Source organism: Shewanella sp. ZOR0012 (assembly GCF_000798835.1).
In the GTDB taxonomy this organism is placed as follows: domain Bacteria; phylum Pseudomonadota; class Gammaproteobacteria; order Enterobacterales; family Shewanellaceae; genus Shewanella; species Shewanella xiamenensis.
Genome location: NZ_JTLE01000094.1, coordinates 636,472 through 662,845, shown reverse-complemented (window position 1 = coordinate 662,845; position 26,374 = coordinate 636,472). Strand labels below are relative to the sequence as shown.

Below are 26,374 nucleotides of genomic sequence, written 5' to 3'. Positions count from 1 at the left end.
AGAATAACTCAGCTATCGTATGCACTTCGAATGGGGCGAATGAGATTGCCATGGGGTATCTCGACACAAAACACAATTTCTTTCACTTTCGAGTGCTTAACTTTACAAACTTTTACCCACCTGATGACGGTTATTCACTAGAATAGCGCCATTAGTGCTAACGCCTGTTAACCGTCTTTGTGCGAGATAATTATTCCAATGAAAAAAACCATAATAGCCATTGCCTTAGTTGCGGCGGTTGCCGCCGCTGTGAGCTTTAGTGATGTATTGCAGGCTGCCAAACCCGAAAGTGCCCCCCAGCTTATGCGTACCGTGCCAGTTGTCACCGGGGAAGTGGTTGAACATCCACTGGCTCAATCTATTTCACTGATTGGTAAACTGGCCGCTGAGCGCGCAGTGGTGATCGCGCCGCAAGTCACCGGCAAAATTAAACAAATTGCCGTGACTTCGAATCAAACAGTGAAAAAAGGCCAGTTGCTAATCGAACTCGATGATATGAAAGCTCAAGCCGCGGTGGCTGAAGCTAATGCCTTTTTAAATGATGAAACCCGCAAGCTCAGAGAGTTTGAAAAACTTATCAGCCGCAATGCCATCACTCAAACCGAAATCGATGCTCAAAAAGCCAGTGTCGATATTGCCAGAGCACGCTTAGCCTCTGCGCAGGCGGATTTACATTATCATTCCCTTATTGCACCTTTTGCCGGTAAAACCGGGCTGATTAACTTTAGCGAAGGTAAGATGGTAAGTATTGGCACAGAGTTAATGACCTTAGATGATTTATCCAGCATGCGACTGGACTTACAAGTGCCTGAACATTTTCTGTCACAACTTAGCATTGGCATGCCAGTATCGGCCACCAGCCGAGCTTGGCCAGGACAAACCTTTATCGGCAAAGTGGTCGCCATCGATCCCCGCGTGAATGAAGAAACCTTAAACCTGAAGATCCGCGTACAATTTGAAAATAGCGATAATCGCTTAAAACCTGGCATGATGATGTCATCAACCATCACCTTCCCACCGATTTCAGCCCCCATAGTGCCAGTGCAAGCCCTAGAATATTCAGGCACTAAACGCTATGTGTATGTGGTTGGTGAGGATCATATCGCCCATCGCACCGAAGTGATTTTGGGTGCCCGTGTTGGCGACCAAGTGCTTATCGATAGCGGCCTTAAAATTGGCGATAAAGTGGTGGTTCAAGGGCTTGTGAATATGCGCGATGGCTTAAAAATCAATGAAGTCGCTCTTGAAGCTAAGAATAGTAATAACCGCCCAGCCAAGTCAGACGTCAACACTGCGGAGACGAAATAATGTGGCTGTCCGATGTCTCAGTTAAACGCCCCGTCGTTGCAATTGTTTTAAGCTTACTGCTATGCGTGTTTGGCTTAGTGTCCTTTACTAAACTTTCAGTGCGGGAAATGCCCGATGTTGAAAGCCCAGTGGTGACAGTCAGCACCAGTTATTCCGGTGCATCGGCAGCGATTATGGAAAGTCAAATCACCAAGACCCTTGAGGATGAACTCACGGGGATCAGCGGTATCGATGAAATCACCTCTACCACTCGTAATGGTAGCTCGCGGATCACGGTCAAATTCCTCCTCGGTTGGAACTTAACCGAAGGGGTGAGTGATGTGCGTGATGCCGTGGCCCGCGCCCAGCGCCGTCTGCCGGAAGACGCTAACGATCCTGTAGTATCGAAGGACAATGGCTCAGGCGAACCCTCCGTGTATGTGAACTTAAGTTCAACCGTGATGGATAGAACCCAGCTGACCGATTATGCCCAGCGGGTTTTAGAAGACAGATTCAGTCTGATCAGCGGCGTGAGTTCCATCAGCATTTCGGGTGGTCTTTATAAGGTCATGTATGTCAAGCTCAGACCCGAGCAAATGGCGGGGCGCAACGTCACCGTCACCGATATTACCAGCGCCCTACGTAAAGAGAACATCGAAACCCCTGGCGGCCAAGTGCGTAACGATACCACAGTGATGTCGGTGCGTACCAAAAGGCTCTATTACACCCCAAAGGATTTTGACTATTTAGTCGTACGCACCGCCAGCGACGGGACACCTATCTATTTAAAAGATGTGGCCGATGTTGCCGTGGGCGCACAGAATGAAAACTCCACCTTTAAAAGTGATGGTATTGTTAACCTAAGCTTAGGGGTGATCACTCAATCCGATGCAAACCCATTAGTAGTCGCTCAGGAAGTCCATAAAGAAGTCGATAAAATTCAAGACTTTTTACCCGATGGCACCAGTCTTGTAGTCGACTTTGACTCCACCGTCTTTATTGACCGCTCAATCAACGAGGTCTACAACACCCTCTATGTCACTGGCGCCCTCGTGGTGTTAGTGCTGTATATCTTTATCGGTCAAGCAAGGGCAACCCTTATCCCCGCGGTAACGGTTCCAGTATCATTAATCTCCGCCTTTATTGCCGCCAACATGCTAGGTTATTCAATTAACCTACTGACATTAATGGCATTAATCCTCGCCATTGGTCTCGTGGTCGACGATGCGATTGTGGTGGTCGAAAACATTTTCCACCATATCGAAAAAGGCGAAGAGCCGCTGCTTGCGGCTTACAAAGGCACACGGGAAGTCGGCTTTGCGGTCGTGGCAACCACCGCGGTGTTAGTCATGGTGTTCCTGCCGATTTCATTTATGGATGGCATGGTCGGTTTACTCTTTACCGAATTTTCCGTGATGCTGGCAGTGTCTGTTCTGTTCTCATCCCTCATTGCCCTCACGCTAACGCCGGTATTGAGTAGCAAATTACTCAAAGCCAATGTTAAACCTAACCGTTTCAATCGCATTGTGGATAGTGGTTTTGCGCGCATGGAAAGGGTTTACCGTGTGGGTGTAACCCATGCGATCCGCTTTAGATTACTGGCACCACTGGTCATTCTCGCCTGTATCGGTGGTAGCGCATGGTTAATGCAGCAAGTCCCTTCGCAATTAGCGCCGCAGGAAGACCGCGGTGTACTTTACGCCTTTGTGAAAGGCGCCGAGGGCACTAGCTATAACCGTATGACGGCGAACATGGATATCGTCGAAGACAGATTAATGCCACTCCTTGGCCAAGGTGTATTGCGGTCTTTCAGTGTGCAAGCCCCTGCCTTTGGTGGTCGTGCTGGCGATCAAACTGGCTATGTGATCATGCAGCTAGAGGATTGGGAACATCGCAATGTCACGGCGCAACAGGCGCTCGGGATTATAAGTAAGGCATTGAAAGATATTCCCGATGTGATGGTTCGCCCTATGATGCCAGGCTTTAGGGGGCAATCGAGTGAGCCAGTACAATTTGTACTGGGTGGCTCTGACTATGCGGAACTCTTTAAATGGGCACAGGTGTTAAAAGAGCAAGCCAATGCCAGCCCGATGATGGAAGGCGCGGATCTGGATTACGCCGAAACCACACCGGAACTAATTGTCAGCGTTGATAAAGAGCGTGCAGCAGAACTTGGGATCAGCGTCGATGACGTCTCACAAACCTTAGAAGTGATGCTCGGCGGTCGTAAAGAAACCACCTATGTGGATCGCGGCGAAGAGTACGATGTGTATCTGCGCGGTGATGAAAACAGTTTTAACAACGTCGGCGATTTAAGCCAAATCTATATGCGTTCAGCCAAGGGCGAATTAGTCACGCTCGATACGGTCACCCATATCGAAGAAGTGGCCTCAGCGCAAAGATTGAGCCATACCAATAAACAAAAATCCATCACCCTCAAGGCCAACATCAGTAAAGGTTACACCTTAGGCGAGGCCTTAACGTTCTTAGAAAACAAGTCCATAGAGTTATTACCCAAGGATATTTCCATTGGCTATACCGGTGAATCAAAAGACTTTAAAGAAAACCAAAGCAGTATTTTTATTGTGTTCGGTTTAGCGCTACTGGTAGCTTACTTGGTACTCGCTGCGCAATTTGAGAGTTTTATCAACCCCTTAGTGGTGATGTTTACCGTACCAATGGGAGTATTTGGAGGTTTCCTCGGCCTGTTAGTGACCAGCCAAGGTATTAACATCTATAGCCAGATCGGCATGATCATGTTGATTGGCATGGTGACCAAAAACGGGATCTTAATTGTCGAGTTTGCCAACCAACTGCGTGACCGAGGTTTAGCCTTAGATAAAGCCATTATCGATGCCTCAACCCGCCGTTTACGCCCGATTTTGATGACGGCCTTCACCACCTTAGTCGGCGCGATACCGCTGATTTTCTCAACGGGCGCAGGCTCTGAGAGCCGGATTGCGGTGGGGACTGTGGTGTTTTTCGGCATGGCCTTTGCGACCTTTGTCACCCTGTTTGTCATCCCAGCAATGTACCGTTTAATCTCGGCCGCGACCCATTCACCGGGTTATGTTGAAGCAAAACTCGAAGCGGCCATTAAAGCACAAGAGTTAGCGGCACAAGAGGCGGCAAAGCAGCAGGAACTCGCGCCTAAAGCCTAGCGCTTCATCTAAACAGGATCAGTGCAAGTCTCGACAACTTAAGTAAATTGACACTTACTTACCATCAAAACGCCTGATGAACCTCATCGGGCGTTTTGTATTTTAAGGCCAAATGGGTTTCCAGTGTTGTATTAACTTAAATAAGGAATGACCGTTTCTGCATCAATGCGCCTTGGATTGAAATACCAGTGAGGCGCACAGCTGATTTAGATATTTAATGTGCTTGCTATACGCCCGACAAACATCTTAATTTGTACTGGCTTCTTTTTGATCATAAATGACAATGGCTTGTTTAAGCTGTTCAAAATCCGAAGAGCACAAGTGCCGTTTCAAAGCATTAAACTTTTCGAATGGCCAATCATAAATTTTTAAAGCCAGCAACTCAGGAATAATGTCTTGATGAAAGCGATACTTGACTCGTTTAGCGGGTGAACCTGCGACGACACTGTAAGGTTCGACATCCTGAGTGACAACACTGTTCGCTGCAAGTACGGCTCCTTCACCAATAGTGACTCCAGGCATCACCATACATCTCATGCCTAGCCAAGCGCCATCACCAATATGGGTGTCACCTTTTCCTACATATGCCTCTTCAATAAAATCCATAAAAGGGTATAAGCAAAACCAATCCGCCCTATGCGTATGATTTCCGCCCATTAAAATCACAACTTCAGCGGCGATACACACATAGTCACCAATATAGAGTTTATCGATCGGCTATTTGGGCTCCCATTGGCGGCTGATTTCATCACCATGAAGATATCTCACCGCTGAGCCCTCAAACCCCATATCCCAACAATCGCTATAATAGCTGTGCTGACCTTTAATTATAATATTCGGGTTAGTAACAACTTCGTGTAACAACTGAACTTTTGACCAATGTTTATTATTCATACACATACTCTTTATAAATTAACTGTAACTGAAAAATAGTGAGATATTAAAAACTGGCTAACTCAACAAATATGTATCTTGAGTTATCGGACATGCTATTAAGGAACAATAGAATGCATAAGCAAAAAGCCTATGTACCCTAATTCTATTTAGTTTAATAAATACCGTCGTTCACTATGTTATTTTCGAACTGCAGTGGCTTCAATTTCAACACGCCATGCTGAATTTGCTAGACCTGCAATTTTCAAGACCGACCGAGCAGGTACATTAGGTTGTGTTCTTGTACCAAAAAATTGAACATAAGCAGCCATAAAACCATCCATATCCATTTCATTATTTAATGCAGGATCGCCGACTAAAAAAACCTGTAGTTTAATCACATACCCTAAGCCCAGGCCAATGTCTTTTAAACTTTTCTCTATTGCCTTTAATACCCCAATAGTTTGTCCTTTTGTATCCCCACCATATGCAAGTGGGCTATTTTCATCTTGAGTCAAATCTTGTACAGGCGGTAGTTTCCCTGAGAGATATACAATAGACATAGAGGCTGGCACCTCTACCGCTGCAGCAACAGGGAAATTTGAATTAGCAATACGATGCCGGATAACATCTTCTCCCGCAAGCGCGGCGATATTCACAGTGGAAAGTAAGCCACACAAGCCGAAAAATGAAATACGGATGACAGAAATTAACATATTGACCTCAAATATTGGATTGCCCAAATTTAAAAAAGCGTGAATTTTATACAGTACAATACGAGCCGCCCCCCTTAAATATGGGGCAATGCATCGATAGATAGTAACAACTCTCTGCCAATCGCTTCTCTCTTGTAAACATCCGCCATGCCATTCGGCGTGTCTATATTCAATGCAAAAAAGACGGCGCCTGTTGGCCATTCAGCCCAACCGGCCCACCAACCGACTTGGCCACCGAGTCCTGTTTTCGCTCTGAGAATCCATTCTCGGCCAGCTTCGACTATCATAATATCTTTGGTTAATAATTGATGTTCAACTTTAAATGGGAGTTCATTTTTATAAAGCTTTTCTAAAAAATTTATCTGCTCTTGTGCGGAGATCTCTAAACCACCTCTGACCCAATAGTCATCCACTTTTACAGTGGGATCTTGATTCCCATAATTAATTTTTTCTAGATAATCTCTTGCTTTTTTTTCACCTAACTCCTTCGCAAATCCGCGATAAACCCATAAAGCGGAATAGCGCATCGCTGAGCGTAAATTCTGATCTTGATTGTGACTAGGGATAGAGTATTTTTCACCATTCCATTTAAACGTTTGAAATTCATCCTTAACTAAGTTTGCATCGAGAGCAAATAAAGTGTGAGGAATTTTAAATGTTGATGCAGACGTAAACCGTACCGTTGAACGTGATTTATTGTAAATATAAGTGGCACTTGCCCCTCCACGTTCGTCTTTAATGATGATTGTTCCATCCGCATTGAATTTATCAAAGGTGGATTTCCATTCACTCTTTTCTGCTACAGTAATCGACTCATTTGCAACGGATTCTATTGTTGTAAAAATGAAAAGAAAGAGCGACCATAGCATTAGCTTTTTAAGTTTCATTGCAAAACCTTAATATATTAATTTTTTTAGGAGTACGATCCGCAGTGTGGTTAGAATAAAGTCCCGTTCGTGTACTCAATGAAAATTACCCGTCCTATTTCGGAAATGACTTTCTCACGTTCCTCAATAGAAGTTTTTTCTTTTTTAATGTAAATACTAATTATTAATGGTTGTTGTGATTCAGACCAGACCATGGAAATAATTCCTCGAGCACCATAGCTGTTGGCACCAGTACGGTCAGCAATTTCCCATCCCGTAGGAAGTACCAATCTAAGCATGTTATCTGCAACTTTATTCCCCATCATCCAATTTTTTAACTGTTCTTTGGATTGAGTTGATAAAATATTACCGAGAAGTAATTTGTTAAAGTTGGCTGCCATTGCATTAGCCGTCGATGTATCTCTTAAGTCTCCCTCTGGATTTGTATTGAGATCTGGTTCATAACGATCGGCTCTGGTTATATCATCTCCCATTGAACGCAGAAATGAAGTAATGCCTTCAGGACCGCCAGATTTTTTATCGCAAAATTAGCCGCGGTATTATCACTGTAGGTCATAGTCGCTTTACAGGCATCTGCTAATGTCACTTTTTTGCCTATAAATTCTTTCATTACTGGTGAATGGCTAACAACATCTTGTTCATTTATCATCATTGCATCGTCTAGCGATACTGCATTTTTATCTACTTCAGATAGCACAATGGCACAAGCTAAGGCCTTAATAGTACTATTTGTCGAAAACCGTTCGTCACCGTTAATTGAATATACGTTATTTGAGCTGTTTTCTATAACAGACACACCGATATTCCAGCCTTGGCGCTCAAATTCATTAACGGTTTGTTTTACACTTAAAGGACTTGCATTCGAATTTGAAATACTCATCAAGCAAATGGCAATAACGTTGTCTTTTTGTAATCATTAAATTTCTTTAACATGTTATTTTTCTCTATCCTTATTAAATATTTTTATCATCATAATAATGATTAATTGTGGCGAAATTATGGCTAAAATAAGATTTATAGTGACATTAAAAAATATTATCAGCTTACCCCAATCGAATACCAAACAAGCATTAACTCCCCCACCAAAATATTAGATTAATGTTTTACTCAACCAACTTAATTAAGCGCTATAGTTTTATATTCGACCCACAGTAAGCTACAGGCAAGCTCATAGCTAATCATCACTTTAGAGAATCGCATAAATCAGCCAAGGCAATCAGTGCCTTGGCTTTTTCTATTTATATTTAAGCGTTTCTTGCTTTATGGGCTAAGCCCAAATTTACACCTAATCCAACACAAAGCAGTGCACTGAATGTGACCACCATACCTAAATGGTGAATGATTCCTGCGCCGCCTAAACCTAGTCCCAACAGAATGTAATAAAACAGTCCGAAGAGTGCGCCAGCAGAGCCCGCATAGGCGCGGTAGTTTGCCAGAGCCGAGCTGAGTATGTTCGGAATCGCTATCCCGTAAGCAATCACAATCAAGAGCATAGGCGCTAAAAAGTAAACATTATTCAGCCCTAAAACAGTCGATTGGAATAGCCAAATACCCAGTCCACCAACAAGTGCGATAACACTGGCGAAGCGAACCAACCGGGCGCTAGCGTAGCCTCGACCCAGCAATATTTTATTAACATAACTGCCAAGGAATGCGCCAAAGCCCAATAACAAGCCACTAGTACCGAAGGCAAGCGTCGATAACCCTTGCGCCTCAAACATAAATGGCGCCAGTGAAAAGTAGCTAAACCACATCAGGTTAAACGCCGCCACCAGCAAGGTGTTTTTAATAATCCCGCCGTCGGTAAGCATCTTAATCGCTAACTTGCCTATCGCGATTTTCTGGGTGTGTGCGGGTTTGGTTTCGGGTAACAATTTTACCGATAAAAATAACAGCACTATGGCAGAAACCATCAGTGCGACAAACACACCTTGATATCCCCAATAGGCACTGAGAACACTGCCCATTAGCAATCCGATCACCGGGCTAATTCCAAGTGACATGCCCATCACAGAAAAGACTTTGGCTAATTCTTCGCCGCTGTAGCTGTCACGCATCATGGTTTGGGTAATCACAGAGCCCACTGCCGCACCAAACGCCGACAATACTCGGGCCAGTAACAATAGGTTAAAGTCGCTCACCATCAAGGCTAAGGCTGAGCCAATGGCATAACAGACTAATCCCGCGAGCATGGCTTTGCGGCGACCAATAATGTCGGCTAAACGGCCCCAGCAAAATACCCCGATGGCAAAGGCAATAAAGTACACAGATAAGGTTTGCGATGCGCCAGCAATCGACACGGCAAAGCTTTGTGCAATATTAGGCAAGGCTGGGCTATAGATGGTTTCCATTATTTGCGGAAACATCATTAGCAGCACAGCGAGCCCTAATGGTGGTTTTATATTCATGATTTCGATTCAATTTCAGTAAACCAAATGAGCTGGTTAACCAAAATGTCGCTCCATACTTGTCAAAGATGGCGCAGTATAGATAGAATCCACACCAGACAATTAGCAACACTTAGACAATAAACATCAAAAATAGGACAAAATGGCCTTTATTCGACCTGAACATCAATTTAATCCAGATCTGTTGGATAATCTGGTCATTGGTATTGCCGCAGACATGGGGGAACACGACTCGGGAGTGCATCACCACGAGAAGGCGCAGCTACTGTACGCTCCAGCAGGGGTAATGACATTTACCCTAGCCGAGACTCAAGTAGTGTTACCGCCGACACGTGCGGCTTGGTTACCAGCAGGCGTTGAGCACAGCGTCACCATGCGTAATGTGGTTGCCTATCGCTCACTCTACTTTGAGCCAGAGACGGTCAACTCATTGCCCGATAAGGTCACTATTTTCCAGGTGAACCCGCTACTTAAGGCGTTAATCGACACTATGTCATTTTGGCCTTGGGACAAACCAAGAAGCACTCAACACCATGCTTTTGCGCTGCTATTAGAAGAATTAGGTAATGCTACGGAAGAAATTTTGGCGTTACCGCTCCCACAGGATAAACGTTTAAAAACCTGGCTTGCGCAACTGCAACAACATCAAAAAGTACCTGCCATCCTTAAAGATATGGCCATCGAAATCGGTGCCAGTGAGCGCACAATTAGCCGTATTTTTAGTACGCAGACAGGTATGGCTTATCAAGCTTGGCGCCAGCAATGGCGTTTACTCTCGGCCATTGAACAATTAGCGGCGGGAGCATCGGTGGCGCAGGTGGGCTTTAATTTACACTTTTCCAGCGACAGCGCCTTTATCAGCTTTTTTAAGCAATATACCAGCACAACACCGGCGCAATACTTTAAATAATCAATCCATTAACCTAACTAAAAATCCGTTAAGCAAAGCTAAACTCGGCCATTCCCTATTAGATCCATTGCTGTTTTTGCCTGCTCGCACCATTAGCTACCTTGCTGTGCTATAGTGCACAGAGTCTTCCAACTGATAGCCATAACTTATCCCTTGAAAAGAATCGCCCTCTTTGTCGATGTGCAAAACATTTATTACACCTGCCGTGAGGCCTATCAGCGCCAGTTTAACTTTCGTCAACTCTGGCAACACTTGAGTGCGCAAGGAAATATTGTCAGTGCTGTCGCCTATGCCATTCATCGAGGTGATGATGGCCAGCTTAAGTTTCAAGATGCTTTGAGACATATCGGCTTTGAGTTAAAACTTAAGCCCTTTATCCAGCGCAGTGACGGATCAGCAAAGGGAGATTGGGATGTTGGGATCACAATTGATGTACTCGATACCGCTCCCAATGTGGATACCGTAATACTGCTTTCTGGCGATGGTGATTTTGCAATCTTGCTTGAGAAAATAACGCAAAAATATGACGTTAAGACAGAAGTCTATGGCGTCCCCCAACTGACAGCAAAATCACTGATGGATGCAGCAACACAGTTTAATCCGATTGATGATGCCTTACTGCTCTAACAACAATGAATATTAAGCTGAAAATTCTTGGGTTGATAATTGATAAAAATTATCTATATCTGCCAACAAAATACTGTAAACACCTGCATCTAACTGCCCTTTATCGACCATGGGCTGCATAATGTCGCCAATCTCTGATAGCGATAAAGAGCCTCGATAGGGTCGCTTTTGAGTCAACGCCTGAAAAACATCGACCACAGCAAGAATACGCGAAGGTAAATCTAATTGTCCCTGCTGCTTACTGAAGGGATAGCCTGAACCATCGAGACGTTCATGGTGATTTGAGGCCCATTCGCCTATTACAGACTTAGGGAAAAAACGATGTAAAGTATGCTCTGTATCAACGGTATGACGTTTGACAATCGAATACTCTTCCTTTGTTAATTTGCCTTCTTTATGCAGCAACAGGTCAGGCGTTTTGAGCTTACCGACATCATGTAATAATCCCGCAACGTACAACAATTCAGCATCGGTATCTGATACACCGCAGTCCTTTGCCACTAATTTTGCTAACAGTGCGACTTTTTCTGAATGGTGAAATGTAAAGGGACTCTTAGCATCAACTATTCGAGCTAAAAATCGCGCTAACTGCTTTACCCCGTCAATATCTAATTCTTTGTCGTAAAAGTGATTAGCTTTGAACTCCAGACCTAATAACTCAATATGAGTTGCATCCATGTTGTACCAAAAGCCATCCTTTTTGACCAGTTGACACATTGCATTGACCATTTCTGGTTCAAATAAGGTTCCACTATGGGCCAATAAATTCTCTGCGACCATACTTTCATGCAATGTAATCAGCTCCTCATGACAACCATGCGTATATCTGGCTCTTAAAAAGTCGGTACGATCCGCTAAGAAAATCAGTGCTGCAATATCACGGTCAAATACGGAAAGCTCATGGGATTGCAACTCAAGCCAAGGTGTGTGGTGGTAAAGAACGACAGGCGCAAAAACATCTAAAATCGGGCATTTAAGCAATGCCTCATAGCCACGTTGACTATGACACTGCGCATCTTCTGGCTGCATTAATTTGAGCAGACGTAAGTGCTCTTCGGAGGAAGAAACGCCGCAATCATGAATAAGTCCGGCAAAATAGGCGAACTGCTTTTTTTCATCGGGCCAGCCGAGCACATTCGCACATTCGTAAGCCATATAGCCAACTCTATGTCCGTGGTGCAAATCGTCCACCCCAACAAAATCCAATGCCGTCGCAACGGCTAATAAAGCATGCCTTACATCAATATTGACTTTGAAGTCATGGGGCTGAAAGGCATTCATTGAATTTTCCTAATAAATTATTTGTCCCTCACTAAAATATAGTCAATACCTTGATAATTAGCTGCAAAATACAAAAAAGACCTGAAATTTCAGGTCTTTTTATCGATATAAAATAGAACTTATAACACAGCCAAGTTAGACCTCCGATGCTGTACTATGACGGGCGCGTTTTGCTAAGGCATAGTAAAACAATGGTGTCAGGATCAAACCAAACAGCGTCACCCCTATCATACCGGCAAATACTGCCACGCCCATGGCTTGACGCATTTCAGCCCCCGCGCCCGTTGAGAACACCATAGGCACCACGCCCATAATAAAAGCGATAGAGGTCATCAAGATGGGGCGTAAGCGTAAGCGCGCTGCCTCAAGAATCGCCTTCATCACTTCCATACCATGGTCTTGTTTTTCTTTGGCAAATTCGACAATCAGAATCGCGTTCTTGGTCGCTAAGCCCACGAGCACGATAAGACCAATCTGGGTGAAAATATTATTATCACCGCCATAGATAAGCACGCCACTGAGCGCCGAGAGTAAGGTCATTGGGATAATTAAGATAATCGCCAATGGCAAACTCAAACTCTCGTACTGGGCGGCGAGCACCATAAACACCAGCAGGATCACCAGAGGGAACACTAACAAACCTGTGTTACCGGCGAGGATTTGCTGATAGGTCAGCTCAGTCCACTCGTAGGTCATGCCTATCGGCAAGGTCTCGGCGAGGATTTTCTCAATCGCCGCCTGCGCTTGACCCGAACTCACACCCGGTGCTGGGCCACCGTTAATCTCAGCCGTGGTGAAACCGTTATAGTGCATCACGCGATCGGGCCCCGCGCTCTGGCTCACATTGATAAAGGAGCCAAGTGGGATCATATCGCCATTCACATTCGGCACTTTTAGCTGACTAATCTGCTGTGGGCTTTGACGGAATGCTTCGTCGGCCTGCATATTCACCTGATAGGTTCGACCGAAACGATTGAAGTCGTTGACATAGGTCGAGCCCATATAGGTTTGTAATGTCTGGAAAATTTGATCGAGCGACACTGCCTGCTGTTTCGCTTTAGTTCGATCGATATCCAGTTCAAGTTGTGGCACGTTCACTTGATAGCTGGAGAAAATCCCCGCTAATTGTGGATCGGCCCACGCCTTGTACATCACTTGTTGGGTCACCTGATACAAGGCCTCATAACCAAGGTTGGCTCTGTCTTGAATTTGCAGACGGAACCCTCCAATAGTGCCGAGGCCTTGCACAGGTGGCGGCGGGAAGATGGCAATAAACGCATCCTGAATACCAGCAAATTGCTGATTCAACTGTCCTGCAATCGCATTCGCTGACAGTTCAGGGCTCTTACGTAACTCAAAATCATCTAGGGCAACAAACACTACGCCTGAATTAGGACTGTTAGTAAAACCGTTGATACTCAGGCCTGGGAAGGCAATCGAGTGCGCCACACCGGGGTGATTCAAGGCGATATCGGACATTTTCTTGATCACCGCATCGGTACGCTCGAGTGAGGCCGCATCCGGTAATTGGGCAAATGCCACTAAATACTGTTTATCTTGGCCGGGTACATAGCCCGTTGGAGTATTCACAAATTGCACGCCCGTAAGCGCAACCATGCCCAGATACACCAGTCCGATAATGCCGCCAAAACGGATCACCTTACGTACTACATAGCCATAACCCTCTGAGGCACGGCTAAATAAACGGTTAAAAGGAGTAAATAACCAACCACCAAACAGCTTATCCATTAACCGTGTGAGCGCATCTTTAGGCGCATCATGGCCCTTGAGTAACAGCGCCGATAACGCAGGGCTCAAGGTGAGCGAGTTAATGGCCGAGATAAAGGTAGAGATAGTGATAGTCAGCGCAAACTGCTTATAAAACTGCCCCGTTAATCCGCTCATAAAGGCGGTAGGAATAAACACCGCGGCCAACACTAAAGTGGTTGCCACAATAGGCCCAGTCACTTCCTTCATCGCCTTTTGCGTTGCGGCAATTGGGCTTAAACCCGAAGCGATATTTCGCTCCACGTTTTCTACCACCACGATGGCATCGTCGACCACAATCCCGATAGCCAGCACCAGACCAAACAATGATAGCGCATTGAGCGAGAAGCCCATCAAGTGCATAAAGGCGAAAGTACCCACCAAAGACACAGGCACGGCCACCAGCGGAATAATCGAAGCGCGCCAAGTCTGGAGGAACAGCACCACCACTAACACCACTAAGAGCACGGCTTCAAGTAAGGTTTTGATCACAGCTTCAATCGAGCCACGCACAAACACGGTCGGATCGTACACAATTTCGTATTGCAGCCCTTCGGGGAATGACTTCGCCAGTCTTGCCATTTCGGCGCGCACATCGTCGGAGATTTGAATCGCATTTGAGCCCGATGCTTGGAATACCGGAATAGCGACCGCATCCTTGTTATCCAGCAATGAACGCAGCGCATAGCTGGTTGCACCGAGTTCGACACGCGCCACATCCTTAAGACGGATCACCTCACCGTTTTGACCGACCTTGATAATAATGTCTTCGAATTCTGACAGTTCAGTCAGACGCCCCTTAACGTTAATCAAGAGTTGGAAGTCGGCATTACCACTAGGCTGCGCCCCTAAACTGCCCGCTGCCGCTTGCTGATTTTGCTCACGTACGGCGGCAATAATTTCAGCTGGCGACATGCCAAGCGCCGAGACTTTATTCGGGTCAAGCCAGATCCGCAGACTATATTCGCCCGCACCGAATAAACGCACCGCGCCCACGCCTTTGATGCGTGCTAACTCATCTTTTACGTTGAGCGCCGCGTAGTTAGACAAATACAGCATGTCATAACGGTTATCCGGCGACAGTAAATGCACCACCATGGTTAAGTCTGGCGATGATTTTTCGGTCACAATCCCGAGGCGTTGAACCTCCTGTGGTAAACGCGGCATAGCACGGTCAACCCGGCTCTGTACTTGGGTTTGCGCCCTGTCCACATCGGTGCCAATGGCAAAGGTGATGGTCAAGGTCATGCGTCCATCGGACGTCGCCTGCGATGACATATACAGCATGTCTTCGACGCCGTTGATTTCCTGCTCTAAGGGCGAGGCAACCGTTTCGGCGATGACTTTAGGGTTAGCGCCAGGGTAGTTGGCGGTGACCACGACCGTTGGTGGCACCACTTCAGGGTATTCGGTAATAGGTAACTGCCAGACGGCAATCGCCCCTGTGATAAAAAACAGCAGCGAGAGAACGGCTGCAAATATCGGTCTTTTAATAAAAAACTGCGACAACATTCTGTTGGATTCCTTAACCGCGGCTCGCTACTTCAACGTCTGGGGTGGTGATATTTTCTTGATGTTTATCAAGTAGTAATTGAGCTTGTCGAAGCGCCTCTAGCTGTTCGCTGTCGGCCATATCGACCAGGTGTGGCTCAATTTGCATCTTAGGACGAACCCTTTGCATGCCATTGACGACGATTTTGTCGTCTGCCGCTAAACCTTGCTTAACAATGCGTAAACCTTGAACTTTTTCACCTAGGGTGACACCGCGATACTCCACGGTGCCATCGTTTGCCACTACTAAAACGAACTTATTGTTCAGATCCGTGCCCACGGCTTTATCATCGATTAAGATACCGTCATAGGCGCCGCTACCGGCGGTACGTAATCTGGCGAACAAACCAGGGAGCAGGCTGTTGTCCTCATTGCTAAACGTGGCACGTACTCGAATAGTGCCCGTCTGACTGTCCATAGAGTTATCGACAAAGTCCACTAGACCTATGTGTTGATATTCGCGTTCGTTAGCCAGCGCCATATACACGGGATTATCGCCTGCACGAGGGTCTTTACGCTTTTTCTCGGCGGTTAACTTGACGTATTTCAGATAGGTTTGCTCATCCACATCGAAGTAGGCATACATGCTGGCGGTCGACACTAAGCTAGTTAATACACTCTGCCCCGCAGACACATAGTTACCGGCGGTGACATTGGCGTAGGAGGCACGGCCATCAATCGGCGCGCGCACTTGGGTGTAATCTAAATCCAGTTCGGCGCGCAGCAGCGCCGCTTTCACAGAGGCTACAGCCGCCGCGGTTTGACGTTTATTAGACTCGCGGGTATCAAGTAACTCGGCCGAGACCGCCTTTTGATCAAACAACTTACGGGCACGCTCAAGGTCGTTAGTGGCCAGTTGCTCAGCAGAGAGCGCGCTAGCAAGCTCTGCTTTTAACCGGGCCACTTCCGCTTCGAACACACTCGCATCGATACGGAATAGCACATCGCCTTTTTTCACTAAGGCGCCTTCTTTAAAGTTTACCGACGCGATATAACCAGACACGCGTGGCACTAAGGTCACACTTTCTGGCGCCTGCAAACGGCCGGTAAATTCATCCCACTCGGTAACGCGCTCATGCAATACCTGCGCAACATCGACCTTAAGTGCACCTTGAGCAGGGCTTTGCTGTGCAGCTGGTTTACCACAGGCCGAAAGGACAAACGCCGCCACGGCAGTCAACATCAATATCCGTAAAGGTGGGTTACTTTTCATCTTACAATCCTCATGTGGCAGGCATTTATCTCGTTTAAGACAGACATCAGTGATGGACACTCGGTCAACACCAATAAATACCGACTGGTAAAAAATATTATGTACTGAGCGGTAATATATAGTGTAAAATGACCCTGTCAACTTATTTTGTACCGATAGGTATTTAATTTTTGTGACAGCTTGAAACCATGCAGTTAAGCCTTTAAGGTAATTAGCCACAGCGAACGTGCTATGTGAGCTTGAATGGACGATATATTTTGGTGAGTTACGCACCTAACCCGCAGACAGCAGGCAAGAGTGGCTGGACATGAGCTAAACCCATGTCTATCCTAGGGGCAATTGAGAATTGAGGAGCCTAATGATGTCAACCGTCACCCAGACGCCCTGCGTAGGTCGCCCACGAGCCTTCAATGCCGACGATGCTTTGGCTAAAGCCTTAGAAGTCTTCTGGCGAAAAGGTTTTGAAGGTACATCGTTAACCGATCTCACTCAGGCCATGGGCATCAACAAACCCAGCCTATATGCCGCCTTTGGTAACAAAGAGCAGCTGTTTCTGAAAGCGATCGAGTTATACGAGCAGCGCCCCTGTGCATTTTTCTATCCTTCGCTTGAAAAAGAAACTGCCTATCAAGTGGTTGAGTCCATGCTACTTGGCGCTGCAACGTCCTTGGTAGATGAAAACCAACCCCATGGCTGCTTGATTGTCCAAGGCGCTCTCGCCTGTAGTGAAGCTGGACAAGCCATTAAAGAAACCCTGATCACCCGTCGCCGTGATGGTGAGCAAGCATTATGCGAACGCCTGCAACGAGCAAAGGATGAGGGCGATCTCCCCGAAGATGCCGATCCGCTGCTGCTGTCTCGATACATTGGCACAGTGCTACAAGGCATGGCCGTACAAGCAACCAATGGCATTTGCCCCAATGAATTACGTAAAGTGGCGGAGTTAGTGTTAGCTAACTTTCCGAAAAATAACCAGTGATAGCACGATTAGCATATAACGATTAACATAAACCCCAGTGAACACTGGGGTTTATGCTTTTAAGACGCTAAAAAAATCGAGATTAATATCGTGATTAGTGCTGAACTTGGTGGGTAACTAAGCTTGGACGCAGCAGATTGTCATGGACGGGACAACGATTACACACAGTATCTAAAAACTCATTCTTTTCTGCATCGGTTAAGTCGGCGTCTATGCTGGCATTGATGGCGATTTCTTTAAATCCAACAGGATCGTCCGAGGGTTGGCCTAATAATCCCGCCGAATTCATCACGGCTCTTACATGCACATCAAACCGATGAATGGTGATATTACGTTCACGCGCGACCATCTTAGCTATGGCTGAAATACAGCCGCCAAGCGAAAATAAAAAGGTCTCTAAGGGGTTAGCTCCTTCATTGGTAGCGCTAGGTTGATCAATAACCAGTAAATGCTCCCGCACCTGCGCTGTAACCTTCCAACCGCTTGCCATATGTGTGGTGACTTCAACAACTTTTTCAGCCATAACAAACTCCATTAGTTTTATTTCAATCAGATTATTCTAATGATGTTAACATAAAAAGTCACAAGCTAAGATCACAGTTTATAAAGTCAGGTTAGGAAGTCAGTGTATGGGTTTAACCTAGATATCTAGAGTGTAAGGTTTTAATAAAATCGCTATAAATGTCAGTTATTCTGCACAGCAAACCAATGAAAATCCAAAACATCGAAGTAAAAAAGGCAATAAAAGGCCCCTTTCAATAACATTGAAAGAGGCCAAGTATGCGTTAAAGCGTTATCGCACTATCCACTTATAGCACTATCCACGTTGCCTTGATTTCAGTGTATTTATCAAAGGAGTGTAGAGATTTATCTCGGCCATTACCCGATTGCTTATATCCACCGAAAGGTGCTGTCATATCGCCGCCATCATAATGGTTAATCCACACCATACCACTACGCAATGCTTTAGCCGTTTTATGCGCCTTGCTGATATCCGCTGTCCAAACACCTGCCGCTAAGCCGTAAATGGTATCGTTAGCGATCGCAATCGCCTCCTCCATACCATTGAATTCAATGACAGATAATACAGGGCCAAAGATTTCCTCACTGGCAATTTTCATTTGGTTTTTCACATTTGAAAATACCGTTGGCTGCACATACACACCGCCCGTTTCGGCCAGCACTTGTTGTCCACCATGCACTAAGCTCGCGCCCTCATCTTGGCCCGCCTTGATATAGCTTAAGATGGTATCTAATTGCTGCTTATCGACCACTGCGCCGCTAACGGTAGCAGGATCCAGTGGATGCCCAGGCTGCCACGAGGCGAGCTCTTCTGCTATAAGTGCAATCAGCCGATCTTTAACACCAGCTTCCACCAGCAAGCGTGAGCCCGCAGTACAAACTTCACCCTGGTTAAAAGCAATGGCTTCAGCGGCAGCCACAGCCGCTGCTTTAAGATCGGGCGCATCGTTAAATACGATGTTCGGGCTTTTACCACCCGCCTCTAACCAGACCCGCTTCATATTCGACTCGCCCGCATAAATCATTAATTGCTTAGCGATTTTTGTTGAGCCAGTAAAGACTAAGGTATCCACGTCCATATGCAGCGCCAGTGCTTTGCCGACGGTATGGCCATAACCGGGGAGCACGTTTAGTACACCTTTAGGGATCCCAGCTTGAACGGCAAGTTCGGCAATACGAATGGCGGTGAGCGGTGATTTTTCAGAGGGTTTAAGGATAACACTGTTCCCCGTCACGAGTGCTGGGCCTAACTTCCAACAGGCCATTAGCAGCGGGAAATTCCAAGGCACAATCGCTGCCACCACGCCCACGGGTTCGCGAGTAATCATGCCGATTTCATTATGTGCCGTCGGCGCCAGCTCATCGTAGAGTTTATCAATGGCTTCCCCCGACCAACGAATGGCACGGGCAGCGCCCGCAATATCTACCGCCTTTGAAAAACGTATCGGTTTACCCATATCCAACGTTTCTAACAGCGCGAGTTCATTGGCATTTTCTTCCAATAACTCGGCAAAGCGGATCATCACTTGTTTACGTTTAACAGGCGTAGCCTTTGACCATACCCCAGACTCAAAAACCTCACGAGCATTAGCCACGGCGATATTGGCGTCTAGCAAATCGCAACTGGCAACTGGCGCTAATAAACGGCCATCGATTGGACTGATGCAATCAAAGGTATTGCCTGATGCCGCATCCCGATACTCGCCGTTAATAAAAGCCTTGCCATTGATTGTTAGGCTTGCAGCGAGGTTTTCCCAATCGCTCCGTGTTTTAGGTGTACTCATGATGACCTCTTAATCGTTTGTATTCGTTTATTTTATCTTTATTAGGATAAGGGCTATCTCGACTAACAACTGCCAAAGATGACCTAAGGCTGTAACTGCTGCCTAGATTACGCTTTTAAGACATCAAAATTCAATATTTTTTACAAAAATAGCATTTTTGCCACAAATAACTGCACAGCACTCTTCCATGTTCATTATTTCTAACATAGCATAGCAAATATTAGCCACCCTTAACGAAGACCTCACCCCATTTAACAAGGAAAAGGACAAGGTAAACATCTATGGCCGACTCACCCAACAATCTCGCCCACGAGCATCCTTCACTTGAACACTATTGGATGCCTTTTACCGCCAATCGCCAATTTAAAGCGAGCCCTCGATTACTCGCCAAAGCTGAAGGCATGTATTACACCGATATCAATGGCAACAAGGTATTAGACTCAACCGCGGGGTTATGGTGTTGTAATGCGGGCCATGGTCGACGTGAGATCAGTGAGGCCGTCAGCAAACAAATTCGAGAAATGGATTACGCCCCCTCCTTCCAAATGGGCCATCCCATCGCTTTTGAACTGGCGGAGCGTTTAACCGAACTCAGCCCAGAAGGACTCAACAAAGTATTCTTTACCAACTCAGGCTCTGAGTCGGTAGATACCGCCCTTAAAATGGCACTTTGCTACCATAGAGCCAATGGCCAAGCGTCACGCACCCGCTTTATTGGCCGAGAAATGGGTTACCATGGCGTAGGATTTGGTGGGATCTCCGTGGGGGGTTTAAGTAATAATCGCAAAGCCTTCAGCGGCCAGCTATTGCAAGGCGTGGATCACCTGCCTCACACTTTAGATATTCAACATTCAGCCTTTAGCCGCGGATTACCTAACCTTGGGGCAGAAAAAGCCGAAGTGTTAGAGCAATTAGTCACACTCCATGGCGCCGAAAATATTGCTGCCGTTATTGTTGAACCCATGTCGGGTTCGGCAGGGGTGATTTTACCGCCACAAGGTTACTTAAAGCGCCTACGCGAAATTACCCAAAAATACGGCATCCTGTTGATTTTCGATGAAGTCATTACCGCATTTGGCCGTGTAGGTGCCGCATTCGCTAGTCAGCGCTGGGGCGTTATCCCCGACATAATCACCACAGCCAAAGCCATTAATAATGGCGCCATCCCCATGGGCGCCGTGTTTGTACAGGATTATATTCACGATACTTGTATGCAAGGCCCCACCGAACTTATCGAGTTTTTCCACGGTTATACCTATTCGGGCCACCCAGTCGCCGCAGCAGCAGCACTCGCCACGCTCTCCATCTATCAAAACGAGCAACTGTTTGAGCGCAGTTTTGAGCTTGAGCGGTATTTCGAGGAAGCCGTTCATAGCCTCAAAGGGCTGCCAAATGTGATTGATATTCGCAACACCGGATTAGTCGCCGGTTTCCAGCTTGCGCCTAATAGCAAAGGCGTTGGAAAACGCGGATATAGCGTGTTTGAGCGCTGTTTTCATCAAGGCACGCTCGTGCGGGCAACGGGCGATATTATCGCCATGTCCCCACCACTCATTGTTGAGAAACATCAAATTGACCAAATGGTAAATAGTCTCAGCGATGCTATTTATGCCGTTGGATGATGCACCATTTTCAATCACACGCCCAGAAATTAGGGAAAATAAAGGTTAGCTATGCTTAAGATTACCCACTATGTGAATGGCCAACACACTCCAGCGAGTACAAGAAGCCAAGAAATTTTTGAACCGGCCACTGGCGAATGCCGAGGTCAAGTATCCCTCGCCAGCAGCGATGAAGTCGCTGCCGCGATTGCCATCGCCAAAGCGGCCTTTGAGACTTGGTCACAGGTAACGCCCCTTAATCGCGCCCGTGTGCTTTTTAAATTCAAAGCGTTAGTCGAGCAGCATATGGATGAACTGGCGCAGCTCATCACCCTAGAGCACGGCAAAGTGATCGATGATGCCAAAGGAGAACTTATCCGCGGCCTCGAAGTTGTCGAATTTGCCTGTGGTATCCCGCACTTACTCAAAGGGGAGCACACGCAGCAAGTTGGTGGTGGTGTGGATTCTTGGTCCGTTAATCAAGCTTTAGGTGTTGTCGCTGGCATAGCGCCCTTTAACTTCCCCGTGATGGTTCCCATGTGGATGTTCCCAATCGCCATTGCCTGCGGCAACACCTTTATTATGAAACCCTCGGAAAAAGATCCAAGTTCAGTGATGAGGATTGCCGAGTTGCTCAAACAAGCTGGCTTACCTGATGGAGTGTTTAACGTGATCAACGGTGATAAAGAGGCCGTAGATACCCTGCTCACTCATCCAGATGTGCAAGCCGTTAGTTTTGTCGGTTCAACGCCAATCGCCGAGTATATCTACAGCACAGCATCCAAACACGGTAAACGAGTACAAGCCTTAGGCGGCGCAAAAAACCATATGCTACTGATGCCGGATGCGGATTTAGATCAAGCGGTAAGTGCACTGATGGGCGCAGCATACGGCAGTGCGGGCGAGCGTTGTATGGCGATATCGGTCGTGTTAGCTGTGGGTGATGTGGGTGATGAATTAGTGGAAAAACTATTGCCGCAGATCCAAAACTTAAAAGTCGGCAACGGTCTTAACCCCGAAATGGAAATGGGTCCACTCATCTCTAAACAGCATCTCGCCAAAGTCACTGATTATGTTGAAACAGGTATTCAAGAAGGCGCAAGTTTACTGGTTGATGGCCGACAATTATCCGTTGCCGATCATCAACAAGGTTACTTCCTTGGGGCTTGTTTATTCGACCATGTCACGCCGGATATGCGGATCTATCGCGAAGAAATCTTCGGCCCTGTGCTATCCATTGTTCGAGTCAAAGATTATCCCAGTGCACTTAAACTGATAAACCAACATGAATTTGGCAACGGCACGGCGATCTTTACTCAAAGCGGTGAAGCTGCCCGTCATTTTTGCCACCATGTGCAAGTAGGTATGGTCGGCGTAAACGTACCAATCCCCGTACCGATGGCTTTCCATAGCTTTGGCGGTTGGAAACGCTCACTCTTTGGACCTTTGCATATGCATGGCCCTGATGGTGTTCGTTTTTATACCAAACGCAAAGCCATTACCGCTCGCTGGCCTGTAGGCAAACAGACTCAAGCTGAGTTTGTAATGCCGACCATGAAATAACATCGACTGGAGCCCTATATGACCATTAGCGTCACGTCGATCATTCGCTTTGCCAGCGCACAACCGCCAGTGGAGAGCTATCAAGTCGCTCCTGAAAAGCGTATTGCAGGCAATCCCACCCAGCAATTACAAAATCATTATTCTAGCCCTTGTAACCAATTTCATAGTGGAATTTGGCAAAGCGAATCAGGCGCTTGGAAAATCAACTACACTGAATATGAGTATTGTGAAATTCTCGAAGGAACCAGTGTGATTACCGATCTTGAAGGACAGTCTCAAACCTTCAGTGTCGGTGACCGCTTTATTATTCCGGCGGGATTTCAAGGTGTGTGGCAAGTCGTCACCCCCTGCCGCAAGGTGTACGTCATCTTCGAACAAAACTCACATTTATAGAGGTGCGTTTAACCTCGATGAACAAAGCTAAAGTGATGTAGCTTTACCGCCATGAGGTCACAGCAACGGAGTTTCCTTGGCTGTTGTTTGGCAAATAATCGAATGTACAAACCTGTTTTTAAACATAAAAGAACGTTGTACATCCGTGTCAATCAAGAAAATGGGAGAAATACCGTGAATAATAACCTACAGAAAAAACGGCTAGCACAACTTGCTGGACTCGCGCTTACTACCAGCTTATTTTCCAGCATAGCCAGTGCAGAAGTGTCTGGTGAGATTAGTTTAACTAACGATTATCGCTTCCGCGGTGTCTCGCAAACCGCTGGAGATCCCGCTGTGCAAGGTGGAATAGACTGGAGTTTTGAATCAGGATTTTCTGTCGGCGCCTGGGCCAGTAACGTCGACTTTGATGAACCTGGTTATAATGGCCCAGATGTTGAGTATGACTTCTATGTTGCCTACGGTGGTGATATCAATGATAACGTCAGCTACGACGTAACACTGAACCGCTATAACTATTCGGGCGAGAGTGATCTTGGCTATTTCGAAGTAACGGCTGGCGTCGAGTTTAGCGGATTTCGCGTAGCCTATTGGTATACCAATGACTACGGTGGCACTGATTTAGATTACCACTACGGTGAAGTCAATTATTCCTATGAGTTTGTCGAAAACTGGAATCTCGATCTGCATTACGGCTACAACGTTGGCGATGCATTAGATGATGGTGAAGGCTTCGATAGTTACTCCGACTATTCTGTTGGTGTCTCCACGGAATTAATGGGATTTGGCCTTTCACTTGCTTGGTTAAGCACTGATTTAAGTGGCGATCAAAAAGTCTCCGACGGTGTATACCAAAACGACGATACCGTCCTCGCGAGCGTTAGTTACGCTTTCTAATAGGGTTATCTCATTAGACAAAACACCCTAGTACAAAAGTCATTAAAAAGCCCTCTTTCGAGGGCTTAGTTATTTTTGTCATGAATGTATTATTAATTTGAAGACCAACTGCGCATCTTATGGCCTTTGACTGCATAGAAGAGAATAAACAGATAACAAGGTAACATCACCATATACCCGCCCTGCTGCCCCATATCCGTTGCCGAACTCATTAACCCCCAAGACACTGGACCAAAGGCACCGCCGGCAATCCCCATGATAAGGAGCGCAGAACCCGTACTCGTCAATTTGCCCATGCCCGACAAAGCAAGAGGCCATACGGCAGGCCACACAATCGCATTGGCTAATCCTAAGAAAGCAATCAATAGCAAGGTATCAGGTAAAGCTACGCCCCCAAAAGGCACCAACAAAGTGTTAGCAATAGCGTAGGAATTGTTATCCCCAAACAGAATGCCTAAGGTGAGTAATATGCCTAAAATTGCGGAAATCATCAGCGCTGTCGGTTGAGAAATAATGCGAGGGATAAGGATAATCCCCAGCGTATAACCCAGCACCATGCAAACCATAGTGTATGAGGTCATGACCCCGTAATGCTCAACGCCTAAAGATAACGCAAAGGTACCTATAGTATCGCCAGCGATCACCTCTACCGCTACGTACACAAACAATGCCAACACACCAAATGCTAAGTTAGGGTGAGATAACGCCGCTTTAATCTGGCTTTTATCTGTATGCTCAGCGACTTCATCTTCATTAGATAATTCTGGTAATGGGGATTTTTTCACCGCCAAGGCTAAAACACCGATAAACGCCGCCATGCCTAAGTAAGGAAAAACCAAACTATTGGCCATTTCATCAATTTGTACTTGCGTTAATGTTGTGCCGATACGGTCTTTAAAACTATCTAAAATCAACGCTGAGAACACTAACGGTGCAATCACCCCCGCACCTTTGTTCAAAATACCCATCACGCTAACACGCGCCGCCGCTGACTCTTCAGGCCCAAGACGAACAACATAAGGATTTACTGCGGTTTGCAGTAACGTCTGCCCCGCCCCCATAACTAATTGGGCAAATAAAAATAGGGCGAAGACTTGGGTCTTCGCCGCTGGAATAAACAGTAAACCCGCGAGCATCATCACGCCCATGCCCAAGGCCATCCCATTTTTGTAGCCCACTTTACGGATAAGCCACGCCGAGGGCAGTGCAGTAAAGGTCACCGCGATATAGAAAGAAAACAGGATTAATGAAGCTTGGAAGGGATTGAGTTGCAAAATTTGTTTTAAATAGGGCATTAAAGAACCATTCAACCAAGTTGCAAACCCGAGGATGAAAAAGAGTGCTGCCACTATCGCCATGGGGATAAAACTGCTTTTCTGCTGGCTTTTATCGAGTGTCATTTCCATAAACCTGCTTCTTATAGTAATTAATTTTAAGGTGATTGCGGGACAAAAATCCGCTGAGTATTGCACACATCCCTATTGCAACTCATCTGCAATGGCTAATGTTATCATTCGAACTCACCATTGTTTCAGTGATGTTAAAACAAACAACACAAAAAGACAACGCTGTCATTTGCAATTTAATCCTAAAAATGCCGCCTTGAACATCACAATAAACCCTAAACGCTTAGCTAGATCCTGATTTAAAACCAAAGATGCGTATGGCAACTATCAAACATGAAATAAAAAAGCCGCAGAGATCGCTCTGCGGCCTGATAAAAGCACAAGATAATGAGAAATTAAATTCGCACAAAAATATTGCGACGATACATCCAATACAGCACTAACCATTGAACGGTGAGCAAACCAATCACGGCCGCTAAGGGCTGAGCATTTTCCGGTAATGCCGCGATAACGCCACCGAACACACTCTGGGCGATATACTTCCAATCCACTAGGCTGGAGGCTAGATAAATAATGATGGCGTTAGTACCGATTACCACAAACACAAA

Annotated in this window: 18 protein-coding genes and 3 pseudogenes; 9 read left to right on the top strand and 12 right to left on the bottom strand. The window is 46.2% G+C overall.

Going from position 1 to position 26,374, the window contains the following annotated elements:
- Positions 1-198: 198 nt before the first annotated feature.
- Positions 199-1,308 carry an efflux RND transporter periplasmic adaptor subunit gene (locus tag L976_RS04740; RefSeq protein ID WP_037421088.1) on the top strand — a complete coding sequence of 370 codons (1,110 nt, stop codon included), beginning with the start codon at positions 199-201 and terminating at the stop codon, positions 1,306-1,308.
- On the top strand, positions 1,308-4,448 hold the full coding sequence (locus tag L976_RS04735) for a multidrug efflux RND transporter permease subunit (protein ID WP_047534744.1): 3,141 nt from the start codon (positions 1,308-1,310) through the stop codon (positions 4,446-4,448). Before L976_RS04740 ends, L976_RS04735 begins: the two co-directional genes overlap by 1 nt.
- Before the next feature lie 246 nt (positions 4,449-4,694).
- Here the strand turns inward: L976_RS04735 and L976_RS04730 are convergent.
- The 5 genes and pseudogenes from L976_RS04730 to L976_RS04710 all read right to left on the bottom strand — a co-directional run bounded on the left by L976_RS04730 (position 4,695) and on the right by L976_RS04710 (position 9,332).
- Positions 4,695-5,342 (bottom strand): annotated as a pseudogene (locus L976_RS04730) (CatB-related O-acetyltransferase).
- 179 nt (positions 5,343-5,521) lie between these two features.
- Positions 5,522-6,037 (bottom strand): RidA family protein, encoded by a 516-nt coding sequence (locus L976_RS04725; protein ID WP_047534741.1) that lies wholly within the window; start codon positions 6,035-6,037, stop codon positions 5,522-5,524.
- Between the two features lie 74 nt (positions 6,038-6,111).
- A complete protein-coding gene (blaOXA, locus tag L976_RS04720) occupies positions 6,112-6,906 on the bottom strand; it encodes a class D beta-lactamase (RefSeq protein WP_047540145.1) in 795 nt (264 codons plus the stop codon).
- A gap of 68 nt (positions 6,907-6,974) precedes the next feature.
- A pseudogene (gene bla, locus L976_RS23590) lies at positions 6,975-7,804 on the bottom strand (class A beta-lactamase).
- Between the two features lie 364 nt (positions 7,805-8,168).
- Complete coding sequence (locus L976_RS04710; protein ID WP_047534738.1) at positions 8,169-9,332, bottom strand: multidrug effflux MFS transporter; 1,164 nt, start codon at positions 9,330-9,332, stop codon at positions 8,169-8,171.
- Between the two features lie 142 nt (positions 9,333-9,474).
- On the opposite strand from L976_RS04710, the gene L976_RS04705 reads away from it, so the two are divergent.
- Entirely contained in the window at positions 9,475-10,242 is a 768-nt protein-coding gene (locus tag L976_RS04705; RefSeq protein ID WP_047534735.1) for an AraC family transcriptional regulator, read from the top strand.
- A 153-nt stretch (positions 10,243-10,395) separates the two neighbouring features.
- On the top strand, positions 10,396-10,869 hold the full coding sequence (locus L976_RS04700) for a LabA-like NYN domain-containing protein (protein ID WP_047534734.1): 474 nt from the start codon (positions 10,396-10,398) through the stop codon (positions 10,867-10,869).
- Between the two features lie 12 nt (positions 10,870-10,881).
- Here the strand turns inward: L976_RS04700 and L976_RS04695 are convergent, their stop codons facing one another.
- The 3 genes from L976_RS04695 to L976_RS04685 all read right to left on the bottom strand — a co-directional run bounded on the left by L976_RS04695 (position 10,882) and on the right by L976_RS04685 (position 16,681).
- A complete protein-coding gene (locus L976_RS04695) occupies positions 10,882-12,150 on the bottom strand; it encodes an HD-GYP domain-containing protein (RefSeq protein ID WP_047534731.1) in 1,269 nt (422 codons plus the stop codon).
- 135 nt (positions 12,151-12,285) lie between these two features.
- Positions 12,286-15,429, bottom strand: coding sequence for an efflux RND transporter permease subunit (locus L976_RS04690; protein WP_047534728.1), 3,144 nt, complete (start codon positions 15,427-15,429; stop codon positions 12,286-12,288).
- Between the two features lie 13 nt (positions 15,430-15,442).
- Complete coding sequence (locus L976_RS04685; protein ID WP_047534725.1) at positions 15,443-16,681, bottom strand: efflux RND transporter periplasmic adaptor subunit; 1,239 nt, start codon at positions 16,679-16,681, stop codon at positions 15,443-15,445.
- A gap of 358 nt (positions 16,682-17,039) precedes the next feature.
- On the opposite strand from L976_RS04685, the gene L976_RS04680 reads away from it, so the two are divergent.
- The gene (locus L976_RS04680; RefSeq protein WP_047534724.1) at positions 17,040-17,660 is read left to right on the top strand and encodes a TetR/AcrR family transcriptional regulator; all 621 of its coding nucleotides are present in this window, start codon (positions 17,040-17,042) and stop codon (positions 17,658-17,660) included.
- A gap of 94 nt (positions 17,661-17,754) precedes the next feature.
- Here L976_RS04680 and L976_RS04675 read toward each other — a convergent pair whose 3' ends face one another.
- Together L976_RS04675 and L976_RS04670 are read right to left on the bottom strand one after the other, a co-directional pair.
- A complete protein-coding gene (locus L976_RS04675; RefSeq protein ID WP_047534723.1) occupies positions 17,755-18,183 on the bottom strand; it encodes an OsmC family protein in 429 nt (142 codons plus the stop codon).
- Positions 18,184-18,469: 286 nt separating this feature from the next.
- Positions 18,470-19,966 (bottom strand): aldehyde dehydrogenase, encoded by a 1,497-nt coding sequence (locus L976_RS04670; protein ID WP_047534721.1) that lies wholly within the window; start codon positions 19,964-19,966, stop codon positions 18,470-18,472.
- Positions 19,967-20,247: 281 nt separating this feature from the next.
- Here L976_RS04670 and L976_RS04665 point away from each other — a divergent pair, with 281 nt between their 5' ends.
- The 4 genes from L976_RS04665 (at position 20,248) to L976_RS04650 (ending at position 24,420) form a co-directional block, all read left to right on the top strand.
- Positions 20,248-21,588, top strand: a complete 1,341-nt coding sequence (locus tag L976_RS04665) for an aspartate aminotransferase family protein (RefSeq protein ID WP_047534719.1) — start codon at positions 20,248-20,250, stop codon at positions 21,586-21,588.
- 51 nt (positions 21,589-21,639) lie between these two features.
- Positions 21,640-23,130, top strand: coding sequence for a CoA-acylating methylmalonate-semialdehyde dehydrogenase (locus L976_RS04660; RefSeq protein WP_047534715.1), 1,491 nt, complete (start codon positions 21,640-21,642; stop codon positions 23,128-23,130).
- A gap of 18 nt (positions 23,131-23,148) precedes the next feature.
- Positions 23,149-23,523, top strand: a complete 375-nt coding sequence (locus L976_RS04655) for a cupin domain-containing protein (protein WP_047534708.1) — start codon at positions 23,149-23,151, stop codon at positions 23,521-23,523.
- Between the two features lie 174 nt (positions 23,524-23,697).
- Positions 23,698-24,420, top strand: coding sequence for a TorF family putative porin (locus L976_RS04650; protein ID WP_047534705.1), 723 nt, complete (start codon positions 23,698-23,700; stop codon positions 24,418-24,420).
- Between the two features lie 92 nt (positions 24,421-24,512).
- On the opposite strand, the gene nagP is transcribed toward L976_RS04650, so the two are convergent.
- Together nagP and L976_RS04640 are read right to left on the bottom strand one after the other, a co-directional pair.
- Positions 24,513-25,820: an N-acetylglucosamine MFS transporter NagP gene (gene nagP, locus L976_RS04645; RefSeq protein ID WP_047540143.1), complete on the bottom strand. Its 1,308-nt coding sequence runs from the start codon at positions 25,818-25,820 to the stop codon at positions 24,513-24,515.
- A gap of 341 nt (positions 25,821-26,161) precedes the next feature.
- Positions 26,162-26,374: pseudogene (locus L976_RS04640) on the bottom strand (transmembrane glucosamine N-acetyltransferase NagX); the annotation flags it as partial.